The following is a 24,157-nucleotide window of genomic DNA, read 5'->3' as shown; positions in this document are numbered from 1 at the left end:
CATTTTTCGGCCGCGTCCGACGTTGATCTTTTTGCTGCTGTTGCTGGTGCTGGTGTTCTGGTTGTCCCTGGCCCTCGGGCCGGTCAGCCTGCCCCTGGGCGATACCTTGCTGGCCGGGATGCGCCTGCTGGGGTTGCCGCTTGACGGTGGCGACACGCAGCAGGCGGAGTTGATCCTCGGTCAGATTCGTTTGCCGCGCAGTCTGCTCGGCATCGCCGTCGGTTCAGTACTGGCGCTGTCCGGCGTGGCGATGCAGGGGTTGTTCCGCAACCCCTTGGCGGACCCGGGTCTGGTCGGTGTTTCCGGTGGCGCGGCACTCGGTGCCGCCCTCGCCATCGTCGGCGGCAGTCTGCTCGGTGGCATGCCAGCGGCCATCGAACCTTATCTGCTGTCGGTCAGCGCCTTCGCCGGTGGCTTGATCGTCACGGCGGTGGTGTATCGCTTTGGTCGCCGCAACGGGCAAACCGACGTTGCCACCATGCTCCTGGCGGGTGTGGCAATGACGGCCATGGCCGGTGCCGGGGTTGGTCTGTTCACCTACCTGGCTGATGATGCGACCTTGCGTACCCTGACCTTCTGGAACCTGGGCAGCCTCAATGGCGCCAGCTACCCGCGCTTGTGGCCGTTGCTGATCGTCACCGTGGGCGTGGCATTGTGGTTGCCACGTCGCRCGGCAGCACTCAATGCCATGTTGCTGGGTGAGTCGGAGGCCCGTCACCTTGGCTTCGACATCGAGCGGATCAAGCTGGAGCTGGTGTTGTGCACCGCCCTTGGCGTCGGTGCCGCTGTAGCGGCGGCCGGCCTGATCGGTTTTATCGGTCTGGTGGTGCCGCACCTGATGCGCCTGCTGGTCGGCCCGGATCACCGGGTGTTGCTGCCCGCCTCGTTGCTGGCCGGTGCCAGCCTGCTGTTGCTGGCTGATCTGGCGGCGCGCCTGCTGTTGGCGCCAGCCGAATTGCCCATCGGCATCGTGACCGCACTGATCGGCGCTCCGTTCTTTCTATATCTGTTGGTGCGAGGGCGTTCCTGATGCTGCAGGCAAACAACTTGCTGGTACGTCGTGGCAACCGCACGGTACTGGCAAACATCGATATCGAGTTGCGCCCTGGTGAAGTACTGGGTGTGCTGGGACCGAATGGCGCCGGCAAAAGCACCCTGCTCGCTGCCTTGTGTGGTGAGCTGGCGTCCAGTGAAGGCAGGGTCAGCCTCGACGAGCGTCCGCTCGCCGACTGGCCGGGTCAGGAACGGGCCAAACGCCTGGCCGTGCTGCCGCAGAGTTCGAGCCTGAACTTTGCGTTCTCGGTCAATCAAGTCGTCGGCATGGGTCGCTTGCCTCACGCCAGCGGCCGCGTGCGCGATGACGAAATCGTCGCCGAGGCGCTCAAAGCCGTCGACGCCCTTCATCTTGCCGGACGCAGCTACCTGGCCCTGTCCGGCGGTGAACGCCAGCGCGTGCATCTGGCGCGGGTGCTCGCTCAGCTCTGGCCGGGTGCCGAAGGGCAGACCCTGCTGCTCGATGAGCCGACGTCGATGCTCGATCCGCTGCATCAGCACACCATTTTGCAAGCCGTGCGCGACTTCGCCGAGCGCGGCGCTGCCGTGCTGGTGATCCTGCACGACCTCAACCTGGCCGCACGTTACTGCGATCAACTACTGTTGTTGCAACAGGGTCTGCCCCACGCCTATGGTCCACCGGCAGAGGTGCTGACCGCCGAGGCGCTGGCAGCGGTGTATGGGCTGGAAGTGCTGATTCACCAGCATCCGGAACGCGGTCACCCTTTGATCATCGCGCGCTGATACCACCCCTCCTCCGTCATCGAGGGGGCACCTGTCCAATAAGGAAAACCGATGCGCTTTCTGTTGCTCTGTGCATTCAGCCTGTTGGCTGCCTGCCAAACCCATCAGGCCACACCACTGCCGGCGCCGATCGCTCCGCAAGGGCGTGATCACGCCGACCTCGGGGTCATCCGTGAACTCGCCACGGGCCGTACGCTGACGCCGCAAGAACTGGTCGAACGCCTGGCCCGTGTGCCTCGGGTATTGGTCGGCGAACAGCACGACAACCCTGACCACCACGCCCTGCAATTGTGGCTGCTGCGCGAACTGGCGGCGCAACGTCCGCAAGGTAGTTTGTTGATGGAGATGCTCAATCCCGATCAACAGACCAGGGTCGATGCCGCGCAAGCCGCGACCCGCGCGGGCCAGCCACCGGCCGATGCGTTCAAGGCGCTGGCCTGGCAGGCCAATTGGGACTGGAGCGTCTATGGCGCACTGGTCACCTACGCGCTAAGGCAACCGTATCCACTGCTGGCGGCGAACCTGGACCGCGCGCAGATCATGCAGATCTACAAACAGCGCCCGGTACTCACGGGGGCAGCCTCCACCACCCAACAGGTACAGGCGACCTTGCTCGAAGACATCCGCGAATCCCATTGTGGCCTGCTGCCCGAAGCACAGATGCCGGCGATGCTCGCCGTGCAGCAGCAGCGTGACCGGCACATGGCAGAGCGCCTGATGACTGCACCGACGCCTGCGTTGCTGCTGGCCGGTGCCTTCCACGTACGCAAGGATCTGGGGGTGCCGCTGCACCTGAAGGACCTGGGGGCCGGTGAAGGGAATGCGGTGCTGATCCTGGCTGAAGCGGGCAAGACCGTGACCGCCGAAAGTGCGGATTTTGTGTGGTACACCGCCGCGCAACCGGAAAAGGATCATTGCGCGCAGCTGCGTCGGTGAACCTGTGGCGAGGGAGCTTACCTCCCTCGCCACAGGTTTCAATCTGCCTGGATTTTCTAAGTCATCCCCCACTCCGGCGCGACATTATGTCACGCCTCTTCGTCGGTCCAATGGTCGTATCCGCCCCTCCGGCACCGGCACAGTTTGTTAACATCCCCACGATTTTTTCGTCTGTACAGTCATCACGCTGTCATTTCAGCCTGTTCAACAGGATGCTTTTTCAATGAGTACTGTGTATACCCGCCGAACGGTCCTGCAAGGCATGGGCCTGTTGAGCCTGGGCCTGCTCGCCGGTTGCGACGACAGCAGCAAGCTGTCGTTCAAGTACGGCAAAGACCTCAGCGACAAGATCATGGGGCGCAACTTCAAGCTCAAGAACGCTCAGGGCGAAACCCGGATGCTGGGCAGCTATCGCGGCTTGATGCCAATGGTGTTCTTCGGTTTCACCCAGTGCCCGGCTGTGTGCCCCACTACGCTGGCCCGCGCGGCACAGGCCAAGAAACTGATGGGGCGCGATGGCGAAAGGCTGCAGGTGGTCTTCATCACCCTGGACCCTGAGCGCGACACGCCAGAGATGATCGATAAATACGTAAAAGCCTTCGACCCGAGTTTCGAGGCGCTGTACGGCACCCTGGAAGAAACCGCCGCCACCGCCAAGGAATTCGGCGTGTTCTTTGAAAAGGTCCCGAGCGGCGATACCTATACCCTCTCCCATACCGCGACCAGCTATGTCTTCGACTCCCGGGGCACTCTGCGCCTGGGACTGTCCACATCCCTGACGGCCCAAGAGTGCGCAGAAGACCTGCTCACCGTGATGGAGATTTGCTGAAATGAATGCCCCGCAGGCTAAAAACCGTTTCGCACAACGTTGCAGGCAACTGGCGCTGGGATTGTCCCTGGTTGGCCTGGCCTTTCAGGCATCGGCACAAACCGAGGTCAATGACGCCTGGGTCCGCGCCACCGTGGCCGGCCAACCGTCGAGCGGTGCCTTCATGACCGTCACCGCGAGCAGCGACAGCAAACTGCTGAGCGTGCAAACGCCGATTGCCGGGCTGGTGCAGATCCATGAAATGAGCATGAAAGACGACGTGATGAAAATGCAGCAGGTGGGCGCCGTCGCGCTGCCCGCCGGTAAAGCGGTGAGCTTCGACCCGCACGGTTACCACATCATGCTCATGAACCTGACGGCCCAGATCAAGGAAGGCGACAAAGTGCCGCTGACCCTGACCGTGGAAGACGCCAAGGGCGAGAAAGAGTCGATTCAGGTTGAAGCCGTTGCCAAGGCGATTGGCACCATGGATCACGGCTCGATGATGCATGATCACAGCAAGATGAATTGATTGCTCCGTCAGTTAAAACACAGAACCTGTGGGAGCGAGCTTGCTCCGGGCGGCGATCCGACGAAGGGGCCGGCACATCCAACAGAGATATTGCTTGACCCACCGCTATCGCGAGCAAGCTCGCTCCCACAGTTTGATCTTCAGTGAATRYGAGTCCCKCGGYCGGCCACAATATTTGTGGCGACGAGCAATTCAGGTCTTGGCGACAACCCATGTCATTCGCCAAGACCTTTTCATGTCAACTCAAACCAGCTTGAGCACGACGTTGATGTTGTTGCGCGTGGCTTTCGAGTACGGGCAGTACTGGTGCCCGGTGTCGACGATTTTTTGTGCGGTTTCACGGTCCAGCCCTGGCAGGCTGACATTGAGCCGCGCCTGGAGCAGGTAGCCGCCTTCATTGGTGCCCAGGTCGACTTCGGCATCGACGGCCACATCCTTGGGCAACGCCACTTTCATTTCCCTGGCCGCAACCTGCATGGCGCCGATAAAACAGGCTGACCATCCGGCAGAGAACAGTTGCTCGGGGTTAGTACCGCCACCGCCCGCACCCGGGGACGACAGCTTCACATCGAGGATTCCGTCGGAGCTGCGGGAGGCGCCGTCACGCCCGCCGGTGGTGTGGGTTTTGGCGGTGTACAACACTTTATCGATCTGGTTCATGGTGACCTCCTGATTGAGTTGTAAGAATCCGGCTTTAACACCCCATCCGGACGCAGGGATGGTCAATCAATATAGACGTCACACGCCCACACCGTGGTCGATCCGACCAGCGCCCGTTTCTTCTTTATTTACGTGCCAACTTGTACCTGACGCAGTCCTCATAAAAGCTCTGCCGTACAGCAGTCGGTTTGAATCGCGACGGACTGTCATAAGTTTGCTCTGTAATGCCAAGTGCCATCATGCGCATCCAGGTTTTGGCGAACTTGTAGACCTGGATTTTCTGGCGCGCGGCATACAGCGAAACGCCCGAGAGCTTGAGTTCCTGTGCCCTTGCAGCGGTGCCCGCACCCCAACTGCACATGTATTTATCATTGCTGGCCAGTTCTTTGGCTTGAGCCGAATTGGCTACACCCGCAACTATCAGCGGGATTAACGCGATCCATATCTTGCGCATCTTGACCTATTTAACTGGCTGAAAATGAACTAATTTTGCTGAGGATTTTTAAACTTGGGGGCCAGCATCGTGCCTTTTTTGCAAATTAAAGCGAAAACGAGATGGGCGATGTCATTTCTTGCGAGTTTTCAATCCTTTGCTATAGCTAAGACTCTCAATCGCCAACTTAAGTGAGGCAACGGAATGTCAGTCGCAAAGAAAATGAGTGTGGGACAACTGACAATGTTGACCGCCGTCAACATGTTGGGCTCAGGCATTGTGCTGCTACCGACGAAACTCGCGGAAGTCGGTGCAATTTCGATCCTCTCCTGGCTGGTGACGGCCACCGGCTCCCTCGCTCTGGCCTACGCGTTTGCGCGATGCGGGATGCTCAGCCGCAAGACCGGCGGCATGGGCGGTTATGCCGAATACACCTTCGGTAAAGCGGGTAACTACATCACCAACTACACCTACGGTCTCTCGCTGTTGATTGCCAACGTGGCGATCAGTATTACTGCGGTTGGTTATATCCAGGTGTTGTTCGGGATAAAACTGGATTCCCTGCAAGTAGGTCTGGCGACCATTGCCTTGTTATGGATCACCACTTTCGCCAACTTTGGCGGCGCGAGCATTACCGGCCGGATCGGTGCGATCACGGTCTGGGGTGTGATTGCTCCGGTGGTGCTGGTCTCCACGGTGGGCTGGTTCTGGTTCGACAGCAGCGTTTACGCCGCTGGCTGGAACCCCCACGACAAGGGCTGGTTCGAAGCGGCCGGCGCCTCGGTGGCGATCACCCTGTGGGCCTTCCTCGGTCTGGAATCGGCTTGCGCCAACACCGACGCGGTGGAAAACCCTGAGCGCAACGTACCGATTGCCGTGCTGGGCGGCACCCTGGGCGCGGCGGTGATCTACATCGTCTCCACCAACGTCATCTTCGGTATCGTCGGCAACGAAGAACTGGTCGCGTCCACCGCACCGTTCGGCCTGGTGTTCGCCAAGATGTTCACCCCGATGGTCGGGGACATCGTGATGGCAGCCATGGTACTCGCCTGCATCGGTTCGCTACTGGGTTGGCAGTTCACCATTGCCCAGGTGTACAAAAGCTCGGCGGACACCGGTTACTTCCTGTCGATCTTCGCCAAGGCCAACAAGGCGGGAACGCCGATTGTCGGCATGCTGGTACTGCTCGCCGCACAGACCGCGCTGGCCCTGCTCACTATCAGTCCAGACCTGAGCAAGCAGTTCGACACCTTGGTCAACCTCGCGGTGGTGACCAACCTGGTGCCGTACATCCTGTCCATGGCCGCGCTGATGACCATGCAGAAAGTCTCCAACGTGCCGGAAGGCAAGGCGCTGGCGACCAACATCATTGCCCTGATCGCGGCGGCCTACAGCTACCTGGCGCTGTACAGCTCCGGTCAGCAGGCGCTGATGCTGGGAGGCGTTGCCACCATCTTCGGTTACACCCTGTTCGGCTTCGTCAACAACCGTCTGATCCGCCTCGAAGCACTCAACAACAGTGTGCCGACGCAAACCGTCAGCGCGCAGCACCTCACTGCCGAGCCAGTGCCGGTGAACAATCTGAATGAAGCCACTATGGAGGTTCAAGCATGACGGAATATAAACACTCGCTGGGCATGCTGGCGCTACTGGTCAGCAGTCCGCCGGACAAGCGAACGGTATTCGGCCGCGCCCTGGACCAACTGGTCCACGACGTAGAGGGACGTGGTGTCAGTGTTCTGGCCTCGGAAAGCCTCACCGATGCTGCATCGATCCTGCGTTCGGACCCGGCCATTCAATGCGTGCTCATCCGATGGGAAATGGACACCAGTGAAGGCCACGCCGACTGCACCAAATTGTTGGTCAAGCTGCGCGAGCGCAACACCCGGGTGCCGGTGTTCCTGATCAGCGACCGTACCACCGCGTCGACCATTCCGTTATTGGTCATGCAACACGCCGACGATTTCATCTGGCTGCCCGAGGACACCTCCCGTTTCCTCAGCGGGCGTATCCTGGCGGCCATCGAACGCTATCGCCAGGCCGCCCTGCCGCCGATGTTCGGTGCGCTGGTGAAGTTTGCCCGCAACTATGAATACTCGTGGCACACCCCAGGGCATGCCGGTGGTACAGCCTTCCTCAAAAGCACCGCAGGTCGGGCCTTCTACGAGTTCTTCGGCGAGAACCTGCTGCGTTCCGACCTGTCGATCTCGGTCGGCGAACTGGGGTCGCTGCTCGATCACAGCGGCCCGATCGGCCAGGGCGAACGTTATGCCGCCAAGGTCTTTGGCGCGCACCGCACGTATTACGTGACCAACGGCTCGTCTATGTCCAACCGTGTCATCCTCATGGCCAGCGTCACGCGCAACCAGATCGCCCTGTGCGACCGCAATTGCCACAAGTCCGCCGAGCATGCGATGACCCTGTCCGGGGCGATTCCGACCTATTTGGTGCCGACCCGCAACCGCTACGGCATCATCGGCCCGATCCTGCCRCAGACCCTGAGCGCCGAAGGCGTGAAAACCGCCATCGCCAACAACCCGCTGGTCAAGCCAGGCATCGACCCGACGCCGGTGCACGCGATTGTCACCAACTCCACCTACGACGGCCTGACCTACAACGTCACCCGCGTCGAAGAGCTGCTGGGCGAAAGTGTCGACCGTCTGCACTTCGACGAAGCCTGGTACGGTTATGCGCGCTTCAACCCGCTGTACAGCGGACGCCATGCCATGCACGGCAACCCGGCCGATCACGACAAGTCCAAGCCGACCGTGTTCGCCACCCAGTCGACCCACAAGTTGCTGGCCGCCCTGTCCCAGGCCTCGATGATCCATGTGCGCGACGGCCGTAACCCGATCGAACATGCGCGCTTCAACGAGTCGTACATGATGCACGCCTCGACCTCACCGAACTACGCGATCATGGCGTCCTGTGACGTCAGCTCGGCAATGATGGAAGCACCGAGCGGGCAGATCCTCACCACCGAATCAATCGAAGAAGCGATCAGCTTCCGCCAGGTTCTCTCGCGCATGCACAACGAGATGCTGAGCAAGGACGACTGGTTCTTCACCTGCTGGCAGCCGCCGACCGTACAGGTGGGCGCAGCGACCGTGCCGTTCCATGAAGTCGACCCGGCTACGCTTAAAACCGACCCGAACTGCTGGGTCCTGCACCCGAACGCGGTATGGCACGGCTTCGGCGACATCGAAGACGGCTACTGCATGCTCGACCCGATCAAGGTTTCGGTACTTGCCCCGGGCATGGGCGACGACGGCAACCTGCTCGCCAACGGCATCCCCGCCTGCGTAGTCACGGCGTACCTGGGTCGTCAGGGTATCGTGGTCGAGAAAACCACCGATTTCACCATCCTGTTCCTGTTCTCCATCGGCATCACCAAAGGCAAGTGGGGCACGCTGCTCAACGCCCTGCTCGACTTCAAGCGTGACTACGACGACAACGCCGAGCTCGAGCTGTGCCTGCCCGATCTGTACAACGCCAACCAGCATCGCTATGCCGGCATGGGCCTGAAGGATCTGGCCGACGAAATCTTCGCCGCCATGAAGAAACACAAGACCACCGCCAACATGTCCCAGGCCTTCGGCACCCTGCCAAAAGCCGAGTTCAGCCCGGTGGAGGCCTACGAAAAACTGGTGCGCAACGACATCGAACTGGTGACCCTCGACGAAGCTGCCGGGCGCCTTGCCGCGACCGGTATCGTGCCGTACCCACCAGGCATCCCGCTGCTCATGCCGGGTGAGAACGCAGGGCCTGCGGACGGTCCGTTGCTGGCGTATCTCAAGGCACTGGAAGCCTTCGACAAATCCTTCCCCGGCTTCACCCATGACACCCACGGGATCGAAGTCGAAGACGGGGTTTATCGGATGCTGGTACTGAAATAGGTCCAACCGATTCACCGCAACACCTGTGGGAGCGAGCCTGCTCGCGATAGCGTTTTTGCAGCCAACATCTCTGTGGCCTGACACTCCGCCATCGCGAGCAGGCTCGCTCCTACATTGCTTCGCATACCCATCAAATCCCTATGGGCAAACTCGATCACAGCGCTCTATGATTGATCCCCATGACCACCACCGCTGCGATCCGCTCACCCTGCCCGCCCGGCGCCTGCGACTGCGGGCGTGACCCGCTGCTGGAAACTCCGGGGGCGGACCTGCGCATTCTGTTTCTGACCCGCAACGAAGAAAAACGCCTGATCGAACGCCTGGAAAACCTGCAGAGCCTGAGCGATCTTGAGCACGTGAAACGGCGCATGTTCGAACAGTTGGGTATCCGCGTGGACATCGCCCCCGGCTTCAATGAAGTGCGCACCATGCGCGGCATCGGCATCCAGATTGGCGAACTGCCGGGGCTGTGCCGCAAGACCCGCGCCAACATACCCGCCGCCATTCGCCGAGCCATGGAAAAGCGCCCGGAGATTGCCTACGAACTGCTCAATGCCAACGACCTGTTGCGTGACGCCTGATGAAACCTCTTCTCGAATTCCCCCTCACCGACAAGATTCTCACCACGTACGCCCTGGCCATCGGTGCCGACCTGCAGGGCTACCGCAACCACATTTACCGGGTGCTGAATTTCCATGGTGCTCTCAGCGCTGCCGATGGCCTGCCCCCGGATGCCGTACAAATCGCGGCGGCGTTTCATGACCTGGGTATCTGGACCGATGACACCCTCGACTACCTGCCCCCGTCCATTGCTCTGGCCATCGAGTACCTCGACAGCCAGCAACGACCGGAACTGAAGGATGAAGTCAGCGCGTTGATACTTGAGCATCACAAGCTGCGCCGGTATCGCGGCGCTTACGCCGACAGTGTCGAACCCTTCCGCCAGGCCGATCTGGTGGATGTGTCCCTGGGACTGGTGCGTTTCGGCTTGCCCCGAAGCTTCATCAAAACCGTGCAGGCGACCTTTCCCGATCATGGCTTTCACTCGATGCTAATGAAGCTTTGCGCACGACAATTACTCCGCTCGCCGCTGCGGCCGTTGCCCATGTTTCGCTGGTGACACCCGTGTCCGTCCCTCTCTCTGACGGTGCCTTTAGCGCAAAGCCATTTCGCTGAAAAGCGCCTGAAACACTAACTTTCTGACCATCCATTACTGGATATTTCGTAATTCAAACCTACGCTCTCCGCGGGGGATACGAATTTCAACGACGGTTGGGGGCTCGTCTCGATGTACTCACGCTTGTACGCAGGAGCTCCACATGAATCGGACAACCTCATCCTCGATTTTCGCTATCCCCCTGTTGTTGTCTGCCATGGCGCTTCCCGGCCAGACCCTGGCCGCTGACAAGTCCCCCAACATTCTGGTGATCATGGGCGACGATGTCGGCTGGTCGAATATCGGCGTCTACAACCAGGGCATGATGGCCGGCAGAACCCCCAACCTTGATCAGCTGGCGAACGAAGGCATGCGTTTCACCGACTATTACGCCGAGGCCAGTTGCACCGCCGGGCGCGCCAACTTCATCACCGGCGAACTGCCGATTCGTACGGGAATGACCACCGTCGGCCAGGCCGGCTCGCCCGTGGGCATTCCCGCCGAAGCCGTCACCATCGCGACCACCCTCAAGGCCATGGGTTATGCCACCGGCCAGTTCGGCAAGAACCACTTGGGCGACCTCAACCAGTTCCTGCCCACCGTCCACGGTTTCGATGAATTCTTCGGCTACCTCTATCACCTCGACGCCATGGAAGACCCGGCGCACCCCAATTATCCGAAGGAACTGCTGGACTCGGTTGGCCCACGCAACATGGTCCACAGCTGGGCCTCCACTACCGATGACACGACCGTGATGCCGCGCTGGGGCAAGGTGGGCAAGCAGAAAATCGAGGACGCCGGCACGCTCTATCCGGAGCGGATGAAAACCGTCGACGAGGAGATTCGCGACAAGGCCTTCTCTTTCATCGACAAGGCCAAGCAGGACGACAAACCGTTCTTCGTCTGGCTCAACCCGACCCGCATGCACATCGTCACGCACCTGTCCGACAAGTACGAAGCCATGCGCAACTCGCAGAATGGCTGGTCAGAACAGGAAGCCGGCATGGCGCAGCTCGATGACATCGTTGGCGACGTCCTGGCGAAGCTGAAAAAAGACGGCATGGACGACAACACCATCGTGATTTTCACCACCGACAACGGTGCGGAAAACTTCACCTGGCCCGATGGCGGCACGACGCCGTTCGCCATGGGTAAAGGCACGGTCATGGAAGGTGGCTTCCGGGCGCCGGCGATCATTCGCTGGCCGGGCAAGGTGCCGGCCAACCAGATCGCCAACGGCATCATGTCCGGCATGGACTGGTTCCCGACTCTGGTCGCGGCGGCGGGTAACCCGAACATCGCGGCGGAGCTGCTCAAGGGCAAAAAATTGGGCGACACCACCTACAAAGTTCACCTGGACGGCTATGATCAAACTCCAATGATCACCGGAAAAGGTCCGTCGAACCGGCATGAAGTCTTCTACTTTGGAGAGAGCGCCTTGGGTGCAGTGCGCATAGACGACTACAAATATCGCTTCATTGACCAACCGGGTGGCTGGTTGGGGGCTAAAGTTGCTGTGGACGTGCCGATCCTGACCAATCTTCGACTCGACCCGTTCGAGCGCATGGGCTGGCCGGAAAATCAGGCCGCGCAGGGTTCGCAACAATACTTCGACTGGTTCAAGTTCCAATTCTGGCGTTTCGTGTTCGTCCAGCAGCAGGTGGCCAAACTGGCAGAAACAGCGATCGAGTTCCCGCCGATGCAAAAAGGCGCGAGTTTCAACCTCGACTCTGTTAAAGCCAAGRTCGCCGCGGCCAGGGCAGAGATGGCCAAGTAACAGCCGAATCCACGGGTGGCTGGTGCAGTCCACCCGTATTCGAAAAGGACAATTGCTGAGGGATTTCAATGCCGACAAAAACCGCTACCCTGCCCGCCTCTGCGCTACTTGCCCTGTGCTGCCAACAAGCCTGGGCCGGCGGCATCATGCTCTATGAAATCGGCACTGATAACGCCGGCCTGGCCAACGCCGGTGCCGCCGCCCGTGCACAAGGCCCCTCGACCATCGCCAGCAACCCCGCGGGCATGAGCTACCTGCCGGGCACGCAAATCACCGCCGGCTTGCAGGTTCTGTATGGCGACCTGAGCTTCGACCGCGACTCCGGCACCAACACCCCGGGCAGCGGCAGTGGCAATGCCCTCGATCCGATTCCCGGTGGCAGCTTCTTCATCAGCCATGAACTGGACGAGCACTGGAGCGTCGGTTTCGGCCAGTACGGTGACTTCGGGCTGGCGGTCAACTACGACAACGATTGGTCCGGCCGCTACTTCGCACAGAACTCCAGCCTGCTCGGCCTGTCGCTGGTACCGAGCGTGGCTTATCGCTTCAACGAGCAGTGGTCGGTCGGCCTGGGCATCAAGGCCATGTACGGCATGTTGAAGGCAGACACCGCCATCGACCGCTCCCCTTTCGGCTTCACTGACCGCTCTGACGGCCAATTCAAGTACAGGGACAACACCTGGGGCTATGGCGCCAACGTCGGCGTGATCTACGCCCCGCAACCCGGCACGCGCATCGGCCTGACCTACACCAGCCAGGTCGACCTGGACTTCGAGGACCGGCTCGATGTGAAGGGCGACGGACGTCTGCTCGAGCGCGTCAACAACACCAACACCGAACTCGACATGAAGGTGCCGCAAACCGTCACCCTGAGCCTGTTCCAGCAACTGGACCGGCAATGGGCGCTGCTGGCCTCGGCCAACTGGCAGGACTGGTCCGAGTTCGGCGACATCGCCGTAGAGGTCGACACCACGGCCTTTGGTGCGCAATCGACAACGGTCGACGCCGGCTTCAAGGACACCTGGCACCTTTCCCTTGGCGCGCAATACCAGGCCACCGAGCAGTGGTTGTGGAACTTCGGCGTGGCCTACGACAGCAGTGCCGTCTCGGACAGCAACCGTAGCGTGGTCGTGCCGATGAGCGAATCCTGGCGCATTGCCACAGGAGCCACCTATGCCCTGAACAAGGACACCGATGTCAACGTCAGCTGGGCCATGGTCTGGATCGGCGACATGCCGGTGGACCAGGCCAAATCCGTATCGGGCAATCGAGTTTCCGGTGAATTCGACAATGCCTGGATTCAAGCCTTGACCGGGAATATGACCTGGCGATTCTGATGTTTTGTAAACGAAAGAACGACGATTTCACCCAAGGAGTAAACACCACTATGAATCTGTCCCGAAACCTGCTTGTCGGCGCCGCGCTGGCCAGTCTGTTGCTAGGCGGTTGCACCTCGAAAGTGACGGAGAAGGAGCAATACTCTGGCTTCCTGTCCAACTACAACAACCTGCAGGAAGTCCAAACGCAGAGCGGCGGAACCGCGATGCGCTGGGTCAGCCCTTCGTGGAACCCGAATGCTTATGACACTGTGGTGTTCAACAAACTGGAGCTTTACCCGGCCCCCAAACCCAATGAGCGGGTCAACCAGCAGACGCTGACCGACATTCAGAACTACATGACCAGCAAGGCCAAGGCCTCGCTGGGTCAGAAGTACCGTGTAGTACCCACTTCCTCATCCGCCCCGGCGGGTTCCCGGCCCCTGATCATGCGGGCGGCGATTACCGGGGTGAACGCCGAAAACGAAGGCATGAAGTGGTATGAAGTGGTACCCGTTGCGGCCGTTGTCGGGGCAACTCAGGCCGCCACCGGTCACCGCGACCAGGACACCACCCTGTTCATCGAAGCCGAGTTCGTTGACGCCAAGAGCAACCAGACCGTGGCCAAAGTGGTGCGCAAGGTGTTTGGCACCGCCCTGGAAAACGAAAGCCAGAAGATTACCGCCAAGGACTTCAAGGCAGCGATCGACAAACTGGGCACCGACTTCCAGGCGTTCCTCAAGTAACACCCGCCCAGGTGGCAAGGGAGCTTGTTCCCTCGCCACCTGGGCTTCCCTCCCTGACCGAACCCTTCACTTTCTCTTCCCGACTCGCCGACGCCTTGCGACGGTGATTGCCAGTTGCTCGGCATTCTTGTGGAAAAACAGCTCGTCAGCGATACCATCCGGCGCGCGGACCAGGGCCACCGGACGACCCAGGAGGCTGCGGGGTGACGCCCGATTTCAGTGCTGATCAGACGCTGGTTCTCTTTTGCAGGGGGGGTTATCCAGTCAGGCAACGATAGACCTCGCAGGTGAATGTGCCGGCACCGTTGGGCTGACGCGCCTTCGCGAGCGCGGATTTGTCCGGTGTGTTTAGCTAAGATTCATGGGTGGTGAACCTTATTCCCGGATACCCGGTCGATACCTGCAACCCGACCCGGTTTGCCACCGCCCCCGTACGCGAGGTGACAACTGGCTTGCTTCATTCACTGGAGAACGCCCCCGTGATTTCAACCCTGTACATCGCCAGACTCAAAGCATGGGGTGCCCATGGTTTTACGGCCACTGGCGTGGTCACCGCTTTCCTGGCCACCCTGTCCCTGCTGGATAACCAACCGACCCATTGCCTGCTGTGGCTGGGTGTCGCCCTGATCGTCGACGGGCTGGACGGTGCGCTGGCACGCAAGGTCAACGTGCAGTCAGTGCTGCCGAGCTTCGATGGCTCGATTCTCGACCTGGTGATCGATTACCTGACCTATGTGTTTATCCCGGCGCTGTTCATCTATCGCTACATCCCGTTGCCGGACTACACCTTGTTGTTGACCGTGTCGCTGATTCTGGTGTCGTCGCTGTTCTGTTTCTGCAACGTCAACATGAAGAGCAAGGACAACTACTTCCAGGGCTTCCCCGCCGCCTGGAACGTGGTTGCCCTGTGCCTGTACATCATCGCCCCGTCACCGTGGATCACCTTCGTTACAGTCATTGGCCTGGCCCTGCTGACCGTGAGCCGGATGAAATTCCTGCACCCGTTTCGCGTGCGCCGCTTCATGCCGATCAACATTGCGGTGACGGCCATCTGGTTGCTGTGCAGTTTGTCGCTGGTGCTCAACCATCCGTTGATCAACCCGTTGGTGATGGGGCTGTGGTTGCTGATGTCGGCGTACTTCCTGGGCATCTGCCTGTGGCGCACGGCGCTGGAGTGGTTCGATGAATCGAGGCACAAGTAGCCATGGCGGTCCATATCGTTCAACTCGGATCACCCCGCCGCCCCGACGAAGGTTTGCGCCTGGGCACGGTACGCCGCCCTCCCCGTGGCGTACCGAAAGCCGAATTCGCCCGTCGGGATTTTTATGATGTCTGGCAGCCATTGCTGTCACCCAGCGCGGAGCTGGTGGCCGAGGCCAAGGCTGCGCAAGATGCCAGGGCCTGGGAGGTGTTCCGGCGCAAGTTCAAGGCCGAGATGAGCCAGCCTGCTGCCAGTCAGATGCTCGACCTGCTGGCCGCGTTGTCCCACCGGACGTCCCTGGCCGTGGGCTGTTATTGCGAGGATGAAGTGCATTGTCATCGGTCGGTGTTGCGCGAGTTGCTGGAGGCGCGTGGTGCCGTAGTGATTTAGATACCATTGACCACCACAGTCCACCCTGTGGGAGCGAGCTTGCTCCCACAGGGTTTTGCATTGCTTTCGCTCACCGCCGCGTGATCACCACTTCCAGGTATTCACTCGCACCACCAGCGACTTGTCGCCTGCCCGGTTCATCCGGTTGATCAACTCGGTCAGGTCCGTTTCCAGAGCCACGGCGCCGTCCGGTGGCAGCGCCGACGATTTGCAGGCAGTCAGATCAATAGGTGTACTCATGGAAACGGTCTCTGGGGTGAAACACGAATCGGGTCCGGCCGCGGTTACTCCGCCGTTGTCGGGTCGATAATGTTCATGACCTGGGAAATGCGATTGGCGGGAAACCCGCTCACCCGGGCGTGCTCCCTGATCTGCTCCTCGCTCGGCGAGATGTACACGCAATAGAGCTTGTCACCGGTGACATAACTCTGCAGCCACTGCACCTCTGGCAACTCACGCAACGCCCGGCAGGACTTTTGCGAAGCGGCTTTCAAATCCCTTTCCGATAATGCTCCGGCGCCCTGGATCTCGCGTTCAATGACGAACTTCGGCATGGCAACCTCTCTTTTCTTGTTCTGGATGGCAGGGCGGCACTCACCCTGTGGGCAAACTATCGCCCTCACCGGCGTTGGCGTCCTGTCCGATCGTCGCCCAACCCTGCCCGATCGTCCGGAGATTCCACGTTGCGCGCAGGCGCGTTCACAATCAGGAACCTCCCACGGGGAAACCCCAATGGACGCTCTGTCACAGACCCTGCGCGTCGTGCACCTGGTCGGCGCGATCTTTATCAACGCCCGGTTCACCGCGCCCTGGTGCTACCAGTCGCCCAGCGCCGACACCGCCGCGCCGTTTCTGGAGCCCGATGCGGAACGGGTGGTGATCTTTCACCTGATCACCGAGGGCGAGTGCTACGTGGAGTTGGGCGATGACCCGCCGCTGCTGCTGAGTGCGGGCGACGTGGTGATCTTCCCCCAGGGCGATGCCCATCGCATGTGCTCACATCCCGGATTGCCCCCGGCCACGGGTGCGCGACTGGATGCGGTGCTGGCGCGCCGCCCTCGCCAATTGAGCTATGGCGGGGGTGGCGCGGTCACCCGGTTGGTGTGCGGTTACCTGGCCTGCGACACACGCCTGGCGGGCATGTTGCTCAAAGGCTTGCCGGCCGTGGTGCAAGTCAATGTGCGCGGTTCGAATGCCGGTATCTGGCTGGAATCCTCGGTGCGCTATGCCCTCGCCGAAGCCCGCTCGCCTCGCCCCGGCGGCGAAGGGGTATTGGCCAAACTGGCCGAAGTGCTGTTCATCGAAGTGCTGCGCCTGTACATGAACGAACAGGGTGAAGGTCGCACCGGCTGGCTGGCCGGCGTGCGCGACCGCATCGTCGGCGCCGCCCTCAACGCCTTGCACAAAAAACCCTGCCACGCCTGGACCCTGGACGAACTGGCGCGCACCGCCAGCACCTCAAGATCGGTGTTGGCCGAACGCTTCCAGCAACTGGTAGGGGTGTCGCCAATGCAGTACCTGACGCAATGGCGGATGTTGCTCGCCGCCAACTTGTTACGCAGCAGCAACAGCTCATTGACGCGCATCGCCGAAGAAGTGGGATACCAGACCGATACCGCCTTCAGCCGCGCCTTTCGTCGCGAGTACGGTGCGCCACCGGCGGCGTGGCGGCGCGGTCAGGAGAGAAAAAACATGGCCCACGAGGCAAGACCTGTGAGCCACTGATCGAGCGGATTACGCTGCTGGCGCGCCGGCCTTGGCCTCCTCCAGCAACTGCTGAATCATCTTCTCCTGCGTGTCGTAGCTGCCTTCACCGAAGTGGGTGTAACGCACCTGCCCCTTGGCATCGATCAGGTAGTGCGCCGGCCAGTACTGGTTGTCGAAGTTGCGCCAGATCGCGTAGTTGTTGTCGATCGCCACCGGGTAGGTGATGCCGTATTCCTTCACCTTGGCCCTGACGTTGTCGATGATGCGTTCAAAGCCGTATTCGGGTGTGTGCACGCCGATCACCACCAGTCCGTCCTTTTCGTATTTCTTCGCCCAGTCCTTCACGTACGGCAGGGTGTGCCTGCAGTTGATGCAGTCGAAGGTCCAGAAGTCCACCAGCACCACTTTGCCTTTCAGGGCTTCGTTGGTCAGTGCGGGCGAGTTGAGCCAGTCCACCGCACCGGACAGCGACGGCATGACGCCTTGGGCGTTGTCCATGGTGCTGTCGGCCTTGACCTTGCTGACCAGGTAATCGACGACTTTCGGCACGGTTTCCAGCACACCTTTCTCTACGCCGCTGACACCTTCCGATGAAGTGTTGGCCAGCAACAGGTCGTTGGCCCCTGTTGCAATCACCGCTGCTCCGGCCAGCACCGCAACCCCGGCGCCTCGGCGCAACCAGCCCGTAACCGGAATCGACGGTTTCAAGCGATTGACCAGGCCGCGACCGGCAAAGATCAGGGTGCCCAGGGACAGCGCACTGCCGGCACCATAGGCCACCAACAACAGACTGGTGCCGGCGTTCGCGCCCTGCAGCATGGCGCTGGTCAGAATCACCCCGAGGATCGGCCCGGCGCACGGTGCCCAGAGCAGCCCGGTAGCGACACCGATCATGATCGAAGCCAGCGGACCGGACATTTTGCGCGAGTTCGGGTCGATGCGATTACCCAGCAACACGAAGGGACGGGCCAGCCAGTCGCCGACCCGCGCGGAAATCAGCGACAGGGCGAACAGCACCATCACCACCAGCGCTACGTGGCGGCCGGTGTTGCTGGCCTGAATCACCCACTCACTGCTGACCACGGCCAGGCTGGAGACCAGGGCAAAGGTCAGGACCATGCCGCCGAGGGTAAGCAGGATCGAGGAGCGTGTGCGGTCGGCCCCGGCAAACAGGAATGGCACGACCGGCAGGATGCACGGGCTGAGGACGGTCAATATGCCGCCCAGGAAAGCGATGAGTAACATGGGATCACCTAATTCAGGTTAGAGGGCGACACATCACCACTGTAGGAGCGAGCCTGCTCGCGATAGCGTCCGGTCAGGCGACACATCGTTGACTGAACCATCGCCATCGCGAGCAAGCTCGCTCCCACAGTGGATTGGGGGGTGTTCTCAAGCCGTCTGCTCATCCAGCAACTGCCCCTGAGGCGTGCGGCTGGCACCGTTCTCGGCGAGCATCTGCCCTTGCGGCGTACGGCTGGAGCCGTCCTGCGCAAGGAAGCCATGGGTGCCCTTCTCTGCCACCGGCGTGAGTTGGAAGCAGGTGTTGCTGGCGCAGGTGCTTTGCTCGACAGCGGCGTTGGCATGGGCTGCCGCGCCGGCGACGGAAAAGGCGATGGCGGTCAAAAAGCGGGAAACGTTGTTCATGATGTCCTTCCTGTTTCAAATGGTTTGGGCGATCGTTGGTCGCAACACTCAGTTTTGCGAGTTGCAGTTGTCGGCGAATTTTCGGTAATCCAGCACCTGGGATTTCGACTGAGCGTCGAGGTAGGTCAGCCGCGCATTTACCACCCCGCAGGAAGGCGTAGCGTCTTCGGTCAGCGACACCACTTTCCTGATGTCAAGTTGGGTGCCGTAGGTGTAGGTTTTCGGAGCGACATCGGCTTCGGCACGGGCCGACAGGGTGCAGATGTTCAGGGCGGCAAACAGGCAGGCGGCGTAGATGGCCTTGGTGTTCATGGCGAGTTCCTCAGGGTTTCAACAGGTCGATCGTTGGTTGATCCGAGGCGGTCTGGTTTGCCTCGATGGAACCTATTAAAAGCTTGCGAGGTATCTCGTCTGTGTCGGGAAYCGGCGTGAATCAATCGCTGCGTATCAGAACCGGGCGCAGATACAGAGCCATACAAAACCGCTGAAAATCGGCTTTTTTGCCTTCGTGTGTATCCTCAGGCAAGCCAGATACACTGCAATACAAAGGGCGGCAGGCGAGCCCGCCCAGGCTCGATAGACTGTGTGGCATTCCCCATTTATCAGAGGTTTGGCCCAATGGATCACGTTGATCACATCCTCATCGTTGACGATGACCGCGAAATCCGCGAGCTGGTAGGCAACTACCTGAAGAAGAACGGCCTGCGCACCACGGTCGTGGCGGATGGACGGCAGATGCGCGCCTTTCTGGAAACCACCCCGGTGGACCTGATCGTGCTCGACATCATGATGCCGGGGGACGATGGCCTGTTGCTCTGCCGCGAATTGCGCGCCGGCAAACACAAGGCCACGCCGGTGCTGATGCTCACCGCCCGCAACGATGAAACCGATCGCATCCTCGGCCTGGAAATGGGCGCCGACGACTACCTGGTCAAGCCATTCGCCGCCCGTGAACTGCTGGCGCGGATCAACGCGGTGCTGCGGCGCACCCGCATGCTGCCGCCGAACCTGGTGGTGACCGAAGCCGGCCGCCTGCTGGCCTTTGGGCGATGGCGCCTGGACACCTCGGCCCGTCACCTGCTCGACGAAGACGGCACCATGGTCGCCCTGAGCGGTGCCGAATATCGATTGCTGCGGGTGTTTCTCGACCATCCGCAACGAGTGCTCAACCGTGATCAGTTGCTGAACCTGACCCAAGGCCGCGACGCCGACCTGTTCGACCGCTCCATCGATCTGCTGGTCAGTCGCCTGCGCCAGCGCCTGCTCGACGACGCCCGCGAACCGGCCTACATCAAGACCGTGCGCAGCGAAGGCTATGTGTTTTCCCTGCCGGTGGAAATCCTGGGCGATCAATCATGACGCAGGCGCTGCATTGGCCGCGGTCCCTGGCCTCGCGGCTGTCGCTGATTTTCCTGATCGGCCTGATCCTCGCCCAGGCGTTGTCCTTTGGCGCGCAGTATTACGAGCGCTACGAGTCCTCGAAAAACACCATGCTCGGCAACCTGGAAACCGACGTATCCACCTCCGTTGCCATTCTCGACCGCTTGCCCGCCGATGAGCGAGCCGCTTGGCTCAAACAACTGGAACGGCGCAATTACAGTTACATGCTCAATGAGGGTTCGCCGGGCACGCCCATACGCACCGACATGCCCGATGCGCCCATTGCCATCGCCTCGATCAAGGACGCCATCGGCCATGACTACCCGATGACCTTTACCGACATCCCCGGCCCGAGCAAACACTTTCAAGTGCACCTGAAACTCGCCGATGGCAGCCCGCTGACCATCGACGTCCGCCCGGCGATGGTCCCGTTGTCGCCCTGGCTGCCCATCGTGCTGCTCGGGCAACTGGCGCTGATGCTTGCCTGTTCCTGGCTGGCGGTCAGGATCGCCATCCGCCCCCTCACCCGCCTGGCCGGTGCCGTCGAAACCCTGGACCCCAATGCCCATCCCGTACTCCTGGACGAAAAGGGCCCGACCGAAGTCGCCCACGCCGCCAAGGCCTTCAACTCGATGCAGGCACGCATCGCGGCGTACCTGAAGGAACGCATGCAGTTGCTCGCGGCGATTTCCCACGACCTGCAAACCCCGATCACCCGCATGAAACTACGCGCCGAGTTCATGGACGACTCCAGCGAAAAAGACAAACTGTTGAACGACCTGCGCGAGATGGAACACCTGGTCCGCGAAGGCGTCGCCTACGCCCGCAGCATCCACGGCGCCACCGAAGAAAGCCGCCGCATCGACCTCGACTCGTTCCTCGACAGCCTGGTGTTCGACTACCAGGACATGGGCAAGGACGTGCAGCTCGAAGGCAAAAGCGCCACCGTCATCGACACCCGCCCCCACGCCTTGCGCCGGGTGCTGGTCAACCTGACGGACAACGCATTGAAGTTTGCCGGTGCTGCCGAGTTGCAAGTGGAAAAACAGGCCGATGGCAACCTGTCGATCAAGATCCTCGACCGCGGCCCGGGCATCGCTGAAGAAGAACTCAAGCAAGTGATGGAACCGTTCTATCGCGTGGAAAATTCCCGCAACCGCAGCACCGGCGGCACCGGGCTGGGACTGGCGATCGCCCAGCAATTGGCGGTCGCGATTGGAGGGTCGTTGACCTTGAGCAATCGTGAGGGTGGCGGGTTGTGTGCGGAGTTGAGATTGCCGGTGTAGCAAGCTTCGGTTCAGGGGTGAGGAATACCGGACCCGCCGTAAAAGAATGGTCGGCTGGCAGGCCGTCATCGCGAGCAAGCTCGCTCCCACAGGGGATTGGGTGCACCTTTGAGAAATTGGTCGGCTGACAGGCCGTCTTCGCGGGCAAGTCGGACGCCGCACCGCCGCTCCCACAGAAGAGCAAAGGCAAAGCGGCGTACACCCACGCCCTTCACCACTCAACAGGCCGAGCGTTAGCTCGCCTGCAGCTTTTGATCTTGATCCACCCGCCCCCTCGGAAGGCTGAGCGGAGGTGTTTATCCGGGGACGGGCGCGCAGCGCCGTTCGACGCAGTCGAACTCATTGCATGTAGGTCGAAGCGAAGCCGACCGGAGGGCAATGCCCCCGGATGAATGCCGGAGCGAAGGAACCCCGAGCCTAAGCGAGGGGCCGTACGTAAGGGGCGAGACTTTTTGGTTCCTTTTGTGTCGTTTGACAAAAGGGACTCGCCGTCAGGGCGAAACCGCCAGTCGCCGTTACCGCAGGAATGGATATGTACCCAGTCAGCCAAGAACCTGGTCGGCCCGAAGGCCGCCAAGGTCAAAGAATGTCAAAGAAAATCAAACAACCCCAACAACCCCCTCCTCATGCATCTGCCGCAACAACCTCAGACCACCCTCGAAAAACTCCGATGAACCAACCTGCCCCGCCTCGACCGCCAATCCTTGCAACTGTTCACGCCCGGTCACTTCGGGAAACTCGTCAATTCTCTGCAACAACCGCCACGCCAACGGACTCAGTTCGGAAAACCTCACACTCCAGTYCTCCGCTCGCCGCACCAGCAGCAATGTCGGCTGATCAGGCAAAGCGTCCGGCTGATGATCCGGCCCCACCTGTTGCACCGGCCAGGCATACGCCAACGGCCAGGCAAGCGCCGACACCTGCAACGGCCGCTCCAGCAGCAACGCAGCATCACCGGCAACCAGAGGCTCGGCGTCGGACTGTTGCAAGGCCATTTCCACCCACTCGTAATGCGCCAGCTCCACCATGAACGGTGGCCACGGCCCATCGCTCAACGCTTGAGGCTCAGTCGCGAGAAATTCGACAAACTCCTGGGCGATCTCGCCAAACTTCGGCGTGCGGGCGCGGTAGTCCCGCAGAAAAATCCGCACCAGCGAATGCCAGTGCTCATCGCCCAGAATTTTCACCAGAACCGGAAAGGTGCCACTGAGCAGCGAAGACAGGTTGGCAAACACCAGATCGCGGTAAACCTGTGCCCGCGCCGGGTCCATTTCGGTGGGTGGCGCGTTGTGTTCAGGGTCGCGCAGGTACAGGCCCATGGTGGTTTGTTGATGCAAAAGACTCGACTTATCCACGGTTCACGCCCTCCTGCTGCAGGTAGCGAATGGTCTGCAACTCCGCCACCAGTTCGGCGAATGCCGGAAAATTGAAATCGCGCTCCAGCAAGGTTGGCCGAGCACCGAACCGGGCATACGCCTGGGCCAGCAACGACCACACCGCCGGCTTCACCGAAGCGCCATGGGTGTCGATTTTCAAGGTATCGGACTCGTCGAAATGCCCGGCGATATGCATCGCCACCACCCGGCCCGCATCGATGCCCGCGAGAAACGCCTGCGGATCGAAACCGTGGTTGATCGAGTTGACGTAGACATTGTTGACGTCCAGCAGCAGGTCGCAATCAGCCTCGCGCAACACCGCATTGGTGAACGTCACCTCGTCCATGTCCTGTTGGGGCGCGGCGTAGTAGGAGACGTTTTCCACCGCCAGACGCCGGCCAAGGATGTCCTGGGCCTGACGAATACGCGCGGCGACGTGGTGCACCGCCTCTTCGGTAAACGGCAGCGGCAACAGGTCGTACAGGTGGCCGTCATCGCTGCAATAGCTCAAATGTTCGCTGTACAGCGGCACGTTGTAGTGATCGAGAAAACCCCGGACTTCCTGCAAAAACCCGACGTCCAGCGGCGACGGCCCGCCCAGGGACAGGGACAGGCCGTGACAGGACAACGGATAACGCTCGGCCAGCGCCCGCAGCGCCGCACCATGGGCACCGCCGATGCCGATCCAGTTCTCCGGCGCGACTTCCAGAAAGTCGAAATGTCCGGCCGGGGCCGCTTGCAGTTCTTTGAGCAAACCGCGACGCAGGCCAAGCCCTGCGCTGGCCCTGGCTACGGGGGCAATGGATGTCTGCATGGTGTCGATCTCGCGTGTGTCCAGGATTGCGGGCAGGTGCCCGCCTTGAGACACAGTTAATCGAAGGGGTGTATCGGGACTGTGTTCGGCTGGAGCCTGAAGTTGCGCGGGACTGTATCGAAAGGCGGGTGAGATACAGTGAGATACATGCGATACCGACGGCCACCGCTGAATACTGTGGGAGCGGGCTTGCCCGCGATGGCGGTGTGCCTGATGGTGCGGATGTTGGATCTGCCGGCCTCATCGCGGGCAAGCCCGCTCCCACAGGGTTCGGTGTCGAAACAGAAAATCCAGCCACA

General features: G+C 60.9%; 25 protein-coding genes and 1 pseudogene. 17 read left to right on the top strand and 9 right to left on the bottom strand.

Features of this window, described 5'->3' with window-relative positions; genetic code table 11:
* The first annotated feature begins 46 nt into the window (after positions 1-46).
* The 5 genes from AC1DU9_RS17635 to AC1DU9_RS17615 all read left to right on the top strand — a co-directional run bounded on the left by AC1DU9_RS17635 (position 47) and on the right by AC1DU9_RS17615 (position 4,073).
* Complete coding sequence (locus tag AC1DU9_RS17635; protein WP_477810564.1) at positions 47-1,030, top strand: FecCD family ABC transporter permease; 984 nt, start codon at positions 47-49, stop codon at positions 1,028-1,030.
* On the top strand, positions 1,030-1,797 hold the full coding sequence (locus tag AC1DU9_RS17630; protein ID WP_477810557.1) for a heme ABC transporter ATP-binding protein: 768 nt from the start codon (positions 1,030-1,032) through the stop codon (positions 1,795-1,797). The genes AC1DU9_RS17635 and AC1DU9_RS17630 overlap by 1 nt, the downstream gene beginning before the upstream one ends.
* A 51-nt stretch (positions 1,798-1,848) precedes the next feature.
* Positions 1,849-2,733 (top strand): ChaN family lipoprotein, encoded by an 885-nt coding sequence (locus AC1DU9_RS17625; protein ID WP_477810556.1) that lies wholly within the window; start codon positions 1,849-1,851, stop codon positions 2,731-2,733.
* Positions 2,734-2,956: 223 nt separating this feature from the next.
* Complete coding sequence (locus tag AC1DU9_RS17620; RefSeq protein WP_223463015.1) at positions 2,957-3,562, top strand: SCO family protein; 606 nt, start codon at positions 2,957-2,959, stop codon at positions 3,560-3,562.
* A gap of 1 nt (position 3,563) precedes the next feature.
* Positions 3,564-4,073, top strand: coding sequence for a copper chaperone PCu(A)C (locus tag AC1DU9_RS17615; protein ID WP_477810555.1), 510 nt, complete (start codon positions 3,564-3,566; stop codon positions 4,071-4,073).
* A 243-nt stretch (positions 4,074-4,316) separates the two neighbouring features.
* On the opposite strand, the gene AC1DU9_RS17610 is transcribed toward AC1DU9_RS17615, so the two are convergent.
* Together AC1DU9_RS17610 and AC1DU9_RS17605 are read right to left on the bottom strand one after the other, a co-directional pair.
* Positions 4,317-4,733, bottom strand: coding sequence for an organic hydroperoxide resistance protein (locus AC1DU9_RS17610; protein ID WP_007991821.1), 417 nt, complete (start codon positions 4,731-4,733; stop codon positions 4,317-4,319).
* A 124-nt stretch (positions 4,734-4,857) separates the two neighbouring features.
* Entirely contained in the window at positions 4,858-5,187 is a 330-nt protein-coding gene (locus tag AC1DU9_RS17605) for a hypothetical protein (protein WP_223463018.1), read from the bottom strand.
* A 183-nt stretch (positions 5,188-5,370) separates the two neighbouring features.
* Between AC1DU9_RS17605 and potE the strand changes: the two genes are divergently transcribed.
* From potE to AC1DU9_RS17560, 9 genes are all read left to right on the top strand, one after another.
* Complete coding sequence (gene potE, locus AC1DU9_RS17600; RefSeq protein WP_477810554.1) at positions 5,371-6,780, top strand: putrescine-ornithine antiporter; 1,410 nt, start codon at positions 5,371-5,373, stop codon at positions 6,778-6,780.
* Positions 6,777-9,062, top strand: a complete 2,286-nt coding sequence (locus tag AC1DU9_RS17595; RefSeq protein WP_223463020.1) for an Orn/Lys/Arg family decarboxylase — start codon at positions 6,777-6,779, stop codon at positions 9,060-9,062. The genes potE and AC1DU9_RS17595 overlap by 4 nt, the downstream gene beginning before the upstream one ends.
* Before the next feature lie 179 nt (positions 9,063-9,241).
* A complete protein-coding gene (locus AC1DU9_RS17590) occupies positions 9,242-9,643 on the top strand; it encodes a hypothetical protein (protein ID WP_223463021.1) in 402 nt (133 codons plus the stop codon).
* Positions 9,643-10,182, top strand: a complete 540-nt coding sequence (locus AC1DU9_RS17585; protein ID WP_223463022.1) for an HD domain-containing protein — start codon at positions 9,643-9,645, stop codon at positions 10,180-10,182. Before AC1DU9_RS17590 ends, AC1DU9_RS17585 begins: the two co-directional genes overlap by 1 nt.
* A 199-nt stretch (positions 10,183-10,381) precedes the next feature.
* Positions 10,382-11,995 (top strand): arylsulfatase, encoded by a 1,614-nt coding sequence (locus AC1DU9_RS17580; RefSeq protein WP_477810553.1) that lies wholly within the window; start codon positions 10,382-10,384, stop codon positions 11,993-11,995.
* A gap of 68 nt (positions 11,996-12,063) precedes the next feature.
* On the top strand, positions 12,064-13,332 hold the full coding sequence (locus AC1DU9_RS17575) for an OmpP1/FadL family transporter (RefSeq protein WP_477810552.1): 1,269 nt from the start codon (positions 12,064-12,066) through the stop codon (positions 13,330-13,332).
* A gap of 50 nt (positions 13,333-13,382) precedes the next feature.
* The gene (locus AC1DU9_RS17570; RefSeq protein ID WP_223463025.1) at positions 13,383-14,057 is read left to right on the top strand and encodes a DUF3313 domain-containing protein; all 675 of its coding nucleotides are present in this window, start codon (positions 13,383-13,385) and stop codon (positions 14,055-14,057) included.
* A gap of 479 nt (positions 14,058-14,536) precedes the next feature.
* Entirely contained in the window at positions 14,537-15,259 is a 723-nt protein-coding gene (pcsA, locus tag AC1DU9_RS17565; RefSeq protein ID WP_223463026.1) for a phosphatidylcholine synthase, read from the top strand.
* Between the two features lie 2 nt (positions 15,260-15,261).
* On the top strand, positions 15,262-15,648 hold the full coding sequence (locus AC1DU9_RS17560; RefSeq protein ID WP_477810551.1) for a DUF488 domain-containing protein: 387 nt from the start codon (positions 15,262-15,264) through the stop codon (positions 15,646-15,648).
* Positions 15,649-15,718: 70 nt separating this feature from the next.
* On the opposite strand, the pseudogene AC1DU9_RS17555 reads toward AC1DU9_RS17560, so the two are convergent.
* A pseudogene (locus tag AC1DU9_RS17555) lies at positions 15,719-15,852 on the bottom strand (SAM-dependent methyltransferase); the annotation flags it as partial.
* Between the two features lie 80 nt (positions 15,853-15,932).
* Positions 15,933-16,202 carry a DUF4242 domain-containing protein gene (locus AC1DU9_RS17550; RefSeq protein WP_223463028.1) on the bottom strand — a complete coding sequence of 90 codons (270 nt, stop codon included), beginning with the start codon at positions 16,200-16,202 and terminating at the stop codon, positions 15,933-15,935.
* 178 nt (positions 16,203-16,380) lie between these two features.
* Here AC1DU9_RS17550 and AC1DU9_RS17545 point away from each other — a divergent pair, with 178 nt between their 5' ends.
* Complete coding sequence (locus tag AC1DU9_RS17545; protein WP_477810550.1) at positions 16,381-17,373, top strand: AraC family transcriptional regulator; 993 nt, start codon at positions 16,381-16,383, stop codon at positions 17,371-17,373.
* A gap of 9 nt (positions 17,374-17,382) precedes the next feature.
* On the opposite strand, the gene AC1DU9_RS17540 is transcribed toward AC1DU9_RS17545, so the two are convergent.
* From AC1DU9_RS17540 to AC1DU9_RS17530, 3 genes are all read right to left on the bottom strand, one after another.
* On the bottom strand, positions 17,383-18,600 hold the full coding sequence (locus AC1DU9_RS17540) for a cytochrome c biogenesis protein DipZ (protein ID WP_223463031.1): 1,218 nt from the start codon (positions 18,598-18,600) through the stop codon (positions 17,383-17,385).
* A 147-nt stretch (positions 18,601-18,747) separates the two neighbouring features.
* Positions 18,748-19,002, bottom strand: a complete 255-nt coding sequence (locus AC1DU9_RS17535) for a hypothetical protein (protein ID WP_223463032.1) — start codon at positions 19,000-19,002, stop codon at positions 18,748-18,750.
* Between the two features lie 48 nt (positions 19,003-19,050).
* The gene (locus AC1DU9_RS17530) at positions 19,051-19,314 is read right to left on the bottom strand and encodes a DUF2790 domain-containing protein (protein ID WP_223463033.1); all 264 of its coding nucleotides are present in this window, start codon (positions 19,312-19,314) and stop codon (positions 19,051-19,053) included.
* Between the two features lie 306 nt (positions 19,315-19,620).
* Between AC1DU9_RS17530 and AC1DU9_RS17525 the strand changes: the two genes are divergently transcribed.
* On the top strand, positions 19,621-20,361 hold the full coding sequence (locus AC1DU9_RS17525; protein WP_223463034.1) for a response regulator: 741 nt from the start codon (positions 19,621-19,623) through the stop codon (positions 20,359-20,361).
* Positions 20,358-21,668, top strand: coding sequence for an ATP-binding protein (locus AC1DU9_RS17520; protein ID WP_477810549.1), 1,311 nt, complete (start codon positions 20,358-20,360; stop codon positions 21,666-21,668). Before AC1DU9_RS17525 ends, AC1DU9_RS17520 begins: the two co-directional genes overlap by 4 nt.
* A 599-nt stretch (positions 21,669-22,267) precedes the next feature.
* Here the strand turns inward: AC1DU9_RS17520 and AC1DU9_RS17515 are convergent.
* Positions 22,268-23,023, bottom strand: coding sequence for an HvfC family RiPP maturation protein (locus AC1DU9_RS17515; RefSeq protein WP_477810548.1), 756 nt, complete (start codon positions 23,021-23,023; stop codon positions 22,268-22,270).
* Entirely contained in the window at positions 23,016-23,858 is an 843-nt protein-coding gene (locus tag AC1DU9_RS17510) for an HvfB family MNIO-type RiPP peptide maturase (RefSeq protein ID WP_477810547.1), read from the bottom strand. Before AC1DU9_RS17510 ends, AC1DU9_RS17515 begins: the two co-directional genes overlap by 8 nt.
* Between the last annotated feature and the right edge of the window lie 299 nt (positions 23,859-24,157).

It is taken from the genome of Pseudomonas sp. P4_C1 (assembly GCF_056402155.1).
This window is presented reverse-complemented; position numbering and strand designations above follow the sequence as displayed.

Coding starts and splice junctions, on each gene's coding strand:
- AC1DU9_RS17570 (WP_223463025.1), top strand. CDS start 13,383: ATGAATCTGTCCCGAAACCTGCTTGTCGGCGCCGCGCTGGCCAGTCTG.
- AC1DU9_RS17590 (WP_223463021.1), top strand. CDS start 9,242: ATGACCACCACCGCTGCGATCCGCTCACCCTGCCCGCCCGGCGCCTGC.
- AC1DU9_RS17605 (WP_223463018.1), bottom strand. CDS start 5,187: ATGCGCAAGATATGGATCGCGTTAATCCCGCTGATAGTTGCGGGTGTA.
- AC1DU9_RS17560 (WP_477810551.1), top strand. CDS start 15,262: ATGGCGGTCCATATCGTTCAACTCGGATCACCCCGCCGCCCCGACGAA.
- AC1DU9_RS17535 (WP_223463032.1), bottom strand. CDS start 19,002: ATGAACAACGTTTCCCGCTTTTTGACCGCCATCGCCTTTTCCGTCGCC.
- AC1DU9_RS17610 (WP_007991821.1), bottom strand. CDS start 4,733: ATGAACCAGATCGATAAAGTGTTGTACACCGCCAAAACCCACACCACC.
- AC1DU9_RS17520 (WP_477810549.1), top strand. CDS start 20,358: ATGACGCAGGCGCTGCATTGGCCGCGGTCCCTGGCCTCGCGGCTGTCG.
- AC1DU9_RS17510 (WP_477810547.1), bottom strand. CDS start 23,858: ATGCAGACATCCATTGCCCCCGTAGCCAGGGCCAGCGCAGGGCTTGGC.
- AC1DU9_RS17540 (WP_223463031.1), bottom strand. CDS start 18,600: ATGTTACTCATCGCTTTCCTGGGCGGCATATTGACCGTCCTCAGCCCG.
- AC1DU9_RS17620 (WP_223463015.1), top strand. CDS start 2,957: ATGAGTACTGTGTATACCCGCCGAACGGTCCTGCAAGGCATGGGCCTG.
- AC1DU9_RS17630 (WP_477810557.1), top strand. CDS start 1,030: ATGCTGCAGGCAAACAACTTGCTGGTACGTCGTGGCAACCGCACGGTA.
- AC1DU9_RS17575 (WP_477810552.1), top strand. CDS start 12,064: ATGCCGACAAAAACCGCTACCCTGCCCGCCTCTGCGCTACTTGCCCTG.
- AC1DU9_RS17545 (WP_477810550.1), top strand. CDS start 16,381: ATGGACGCTCTGTCACAGACCCTGCGCGTCGTGCACCTGGTCGGCGCG.
- AC1DU9_RS17530 (WP_223463033.1), bottom strand. CDS start 19,314: ATGAACACCAAGGCCATCTACGCCGCCTGCCTGTTTGCCGCCCTGAAC.
- AC1DU9_RS17550 (WP_223463028.1), bottom strand. CDS start 16,202: ATGCCGAAGTTCGTCATTGAACGCGAGATCCAGGGCGCCGGAGCATTA.
- potE (WP_477810554.1), top strand. CDS start 5,371: ATGTCAGTCGCAAAGAAAATGAGTGTGGGACAACTGACAATGTTGACC.
- AC1DU9_RS17585 (WP_223463022.1), top strand. CDS start 9,643: ATGAAACCTCTTCTCGAATTCCCCCTCACCGACAAGATTCTCACCACG.
- AC1DU9_RS17525 (WP_223463034.1), top strand. CDS start 19,621: ATGGATCACGTTGATCACATCCTCATCGTTGACGATGACCGCGAAATC.
- AC1DU9_RS17615 (WP_477810555.1), top strand. CDS start 3,564: ATGAATGCCCCGCAGGCTAAAAACCGTTTCGCACAACGTTGCAGGCAA.
- AC1DU9_RS17625 (WP_477810556.1), top strand. CDS start 1,849: ATGCGCTTTCTGTTGCTCTGTGCATTCAGCCTGTTGGCTGCCTGCCAA.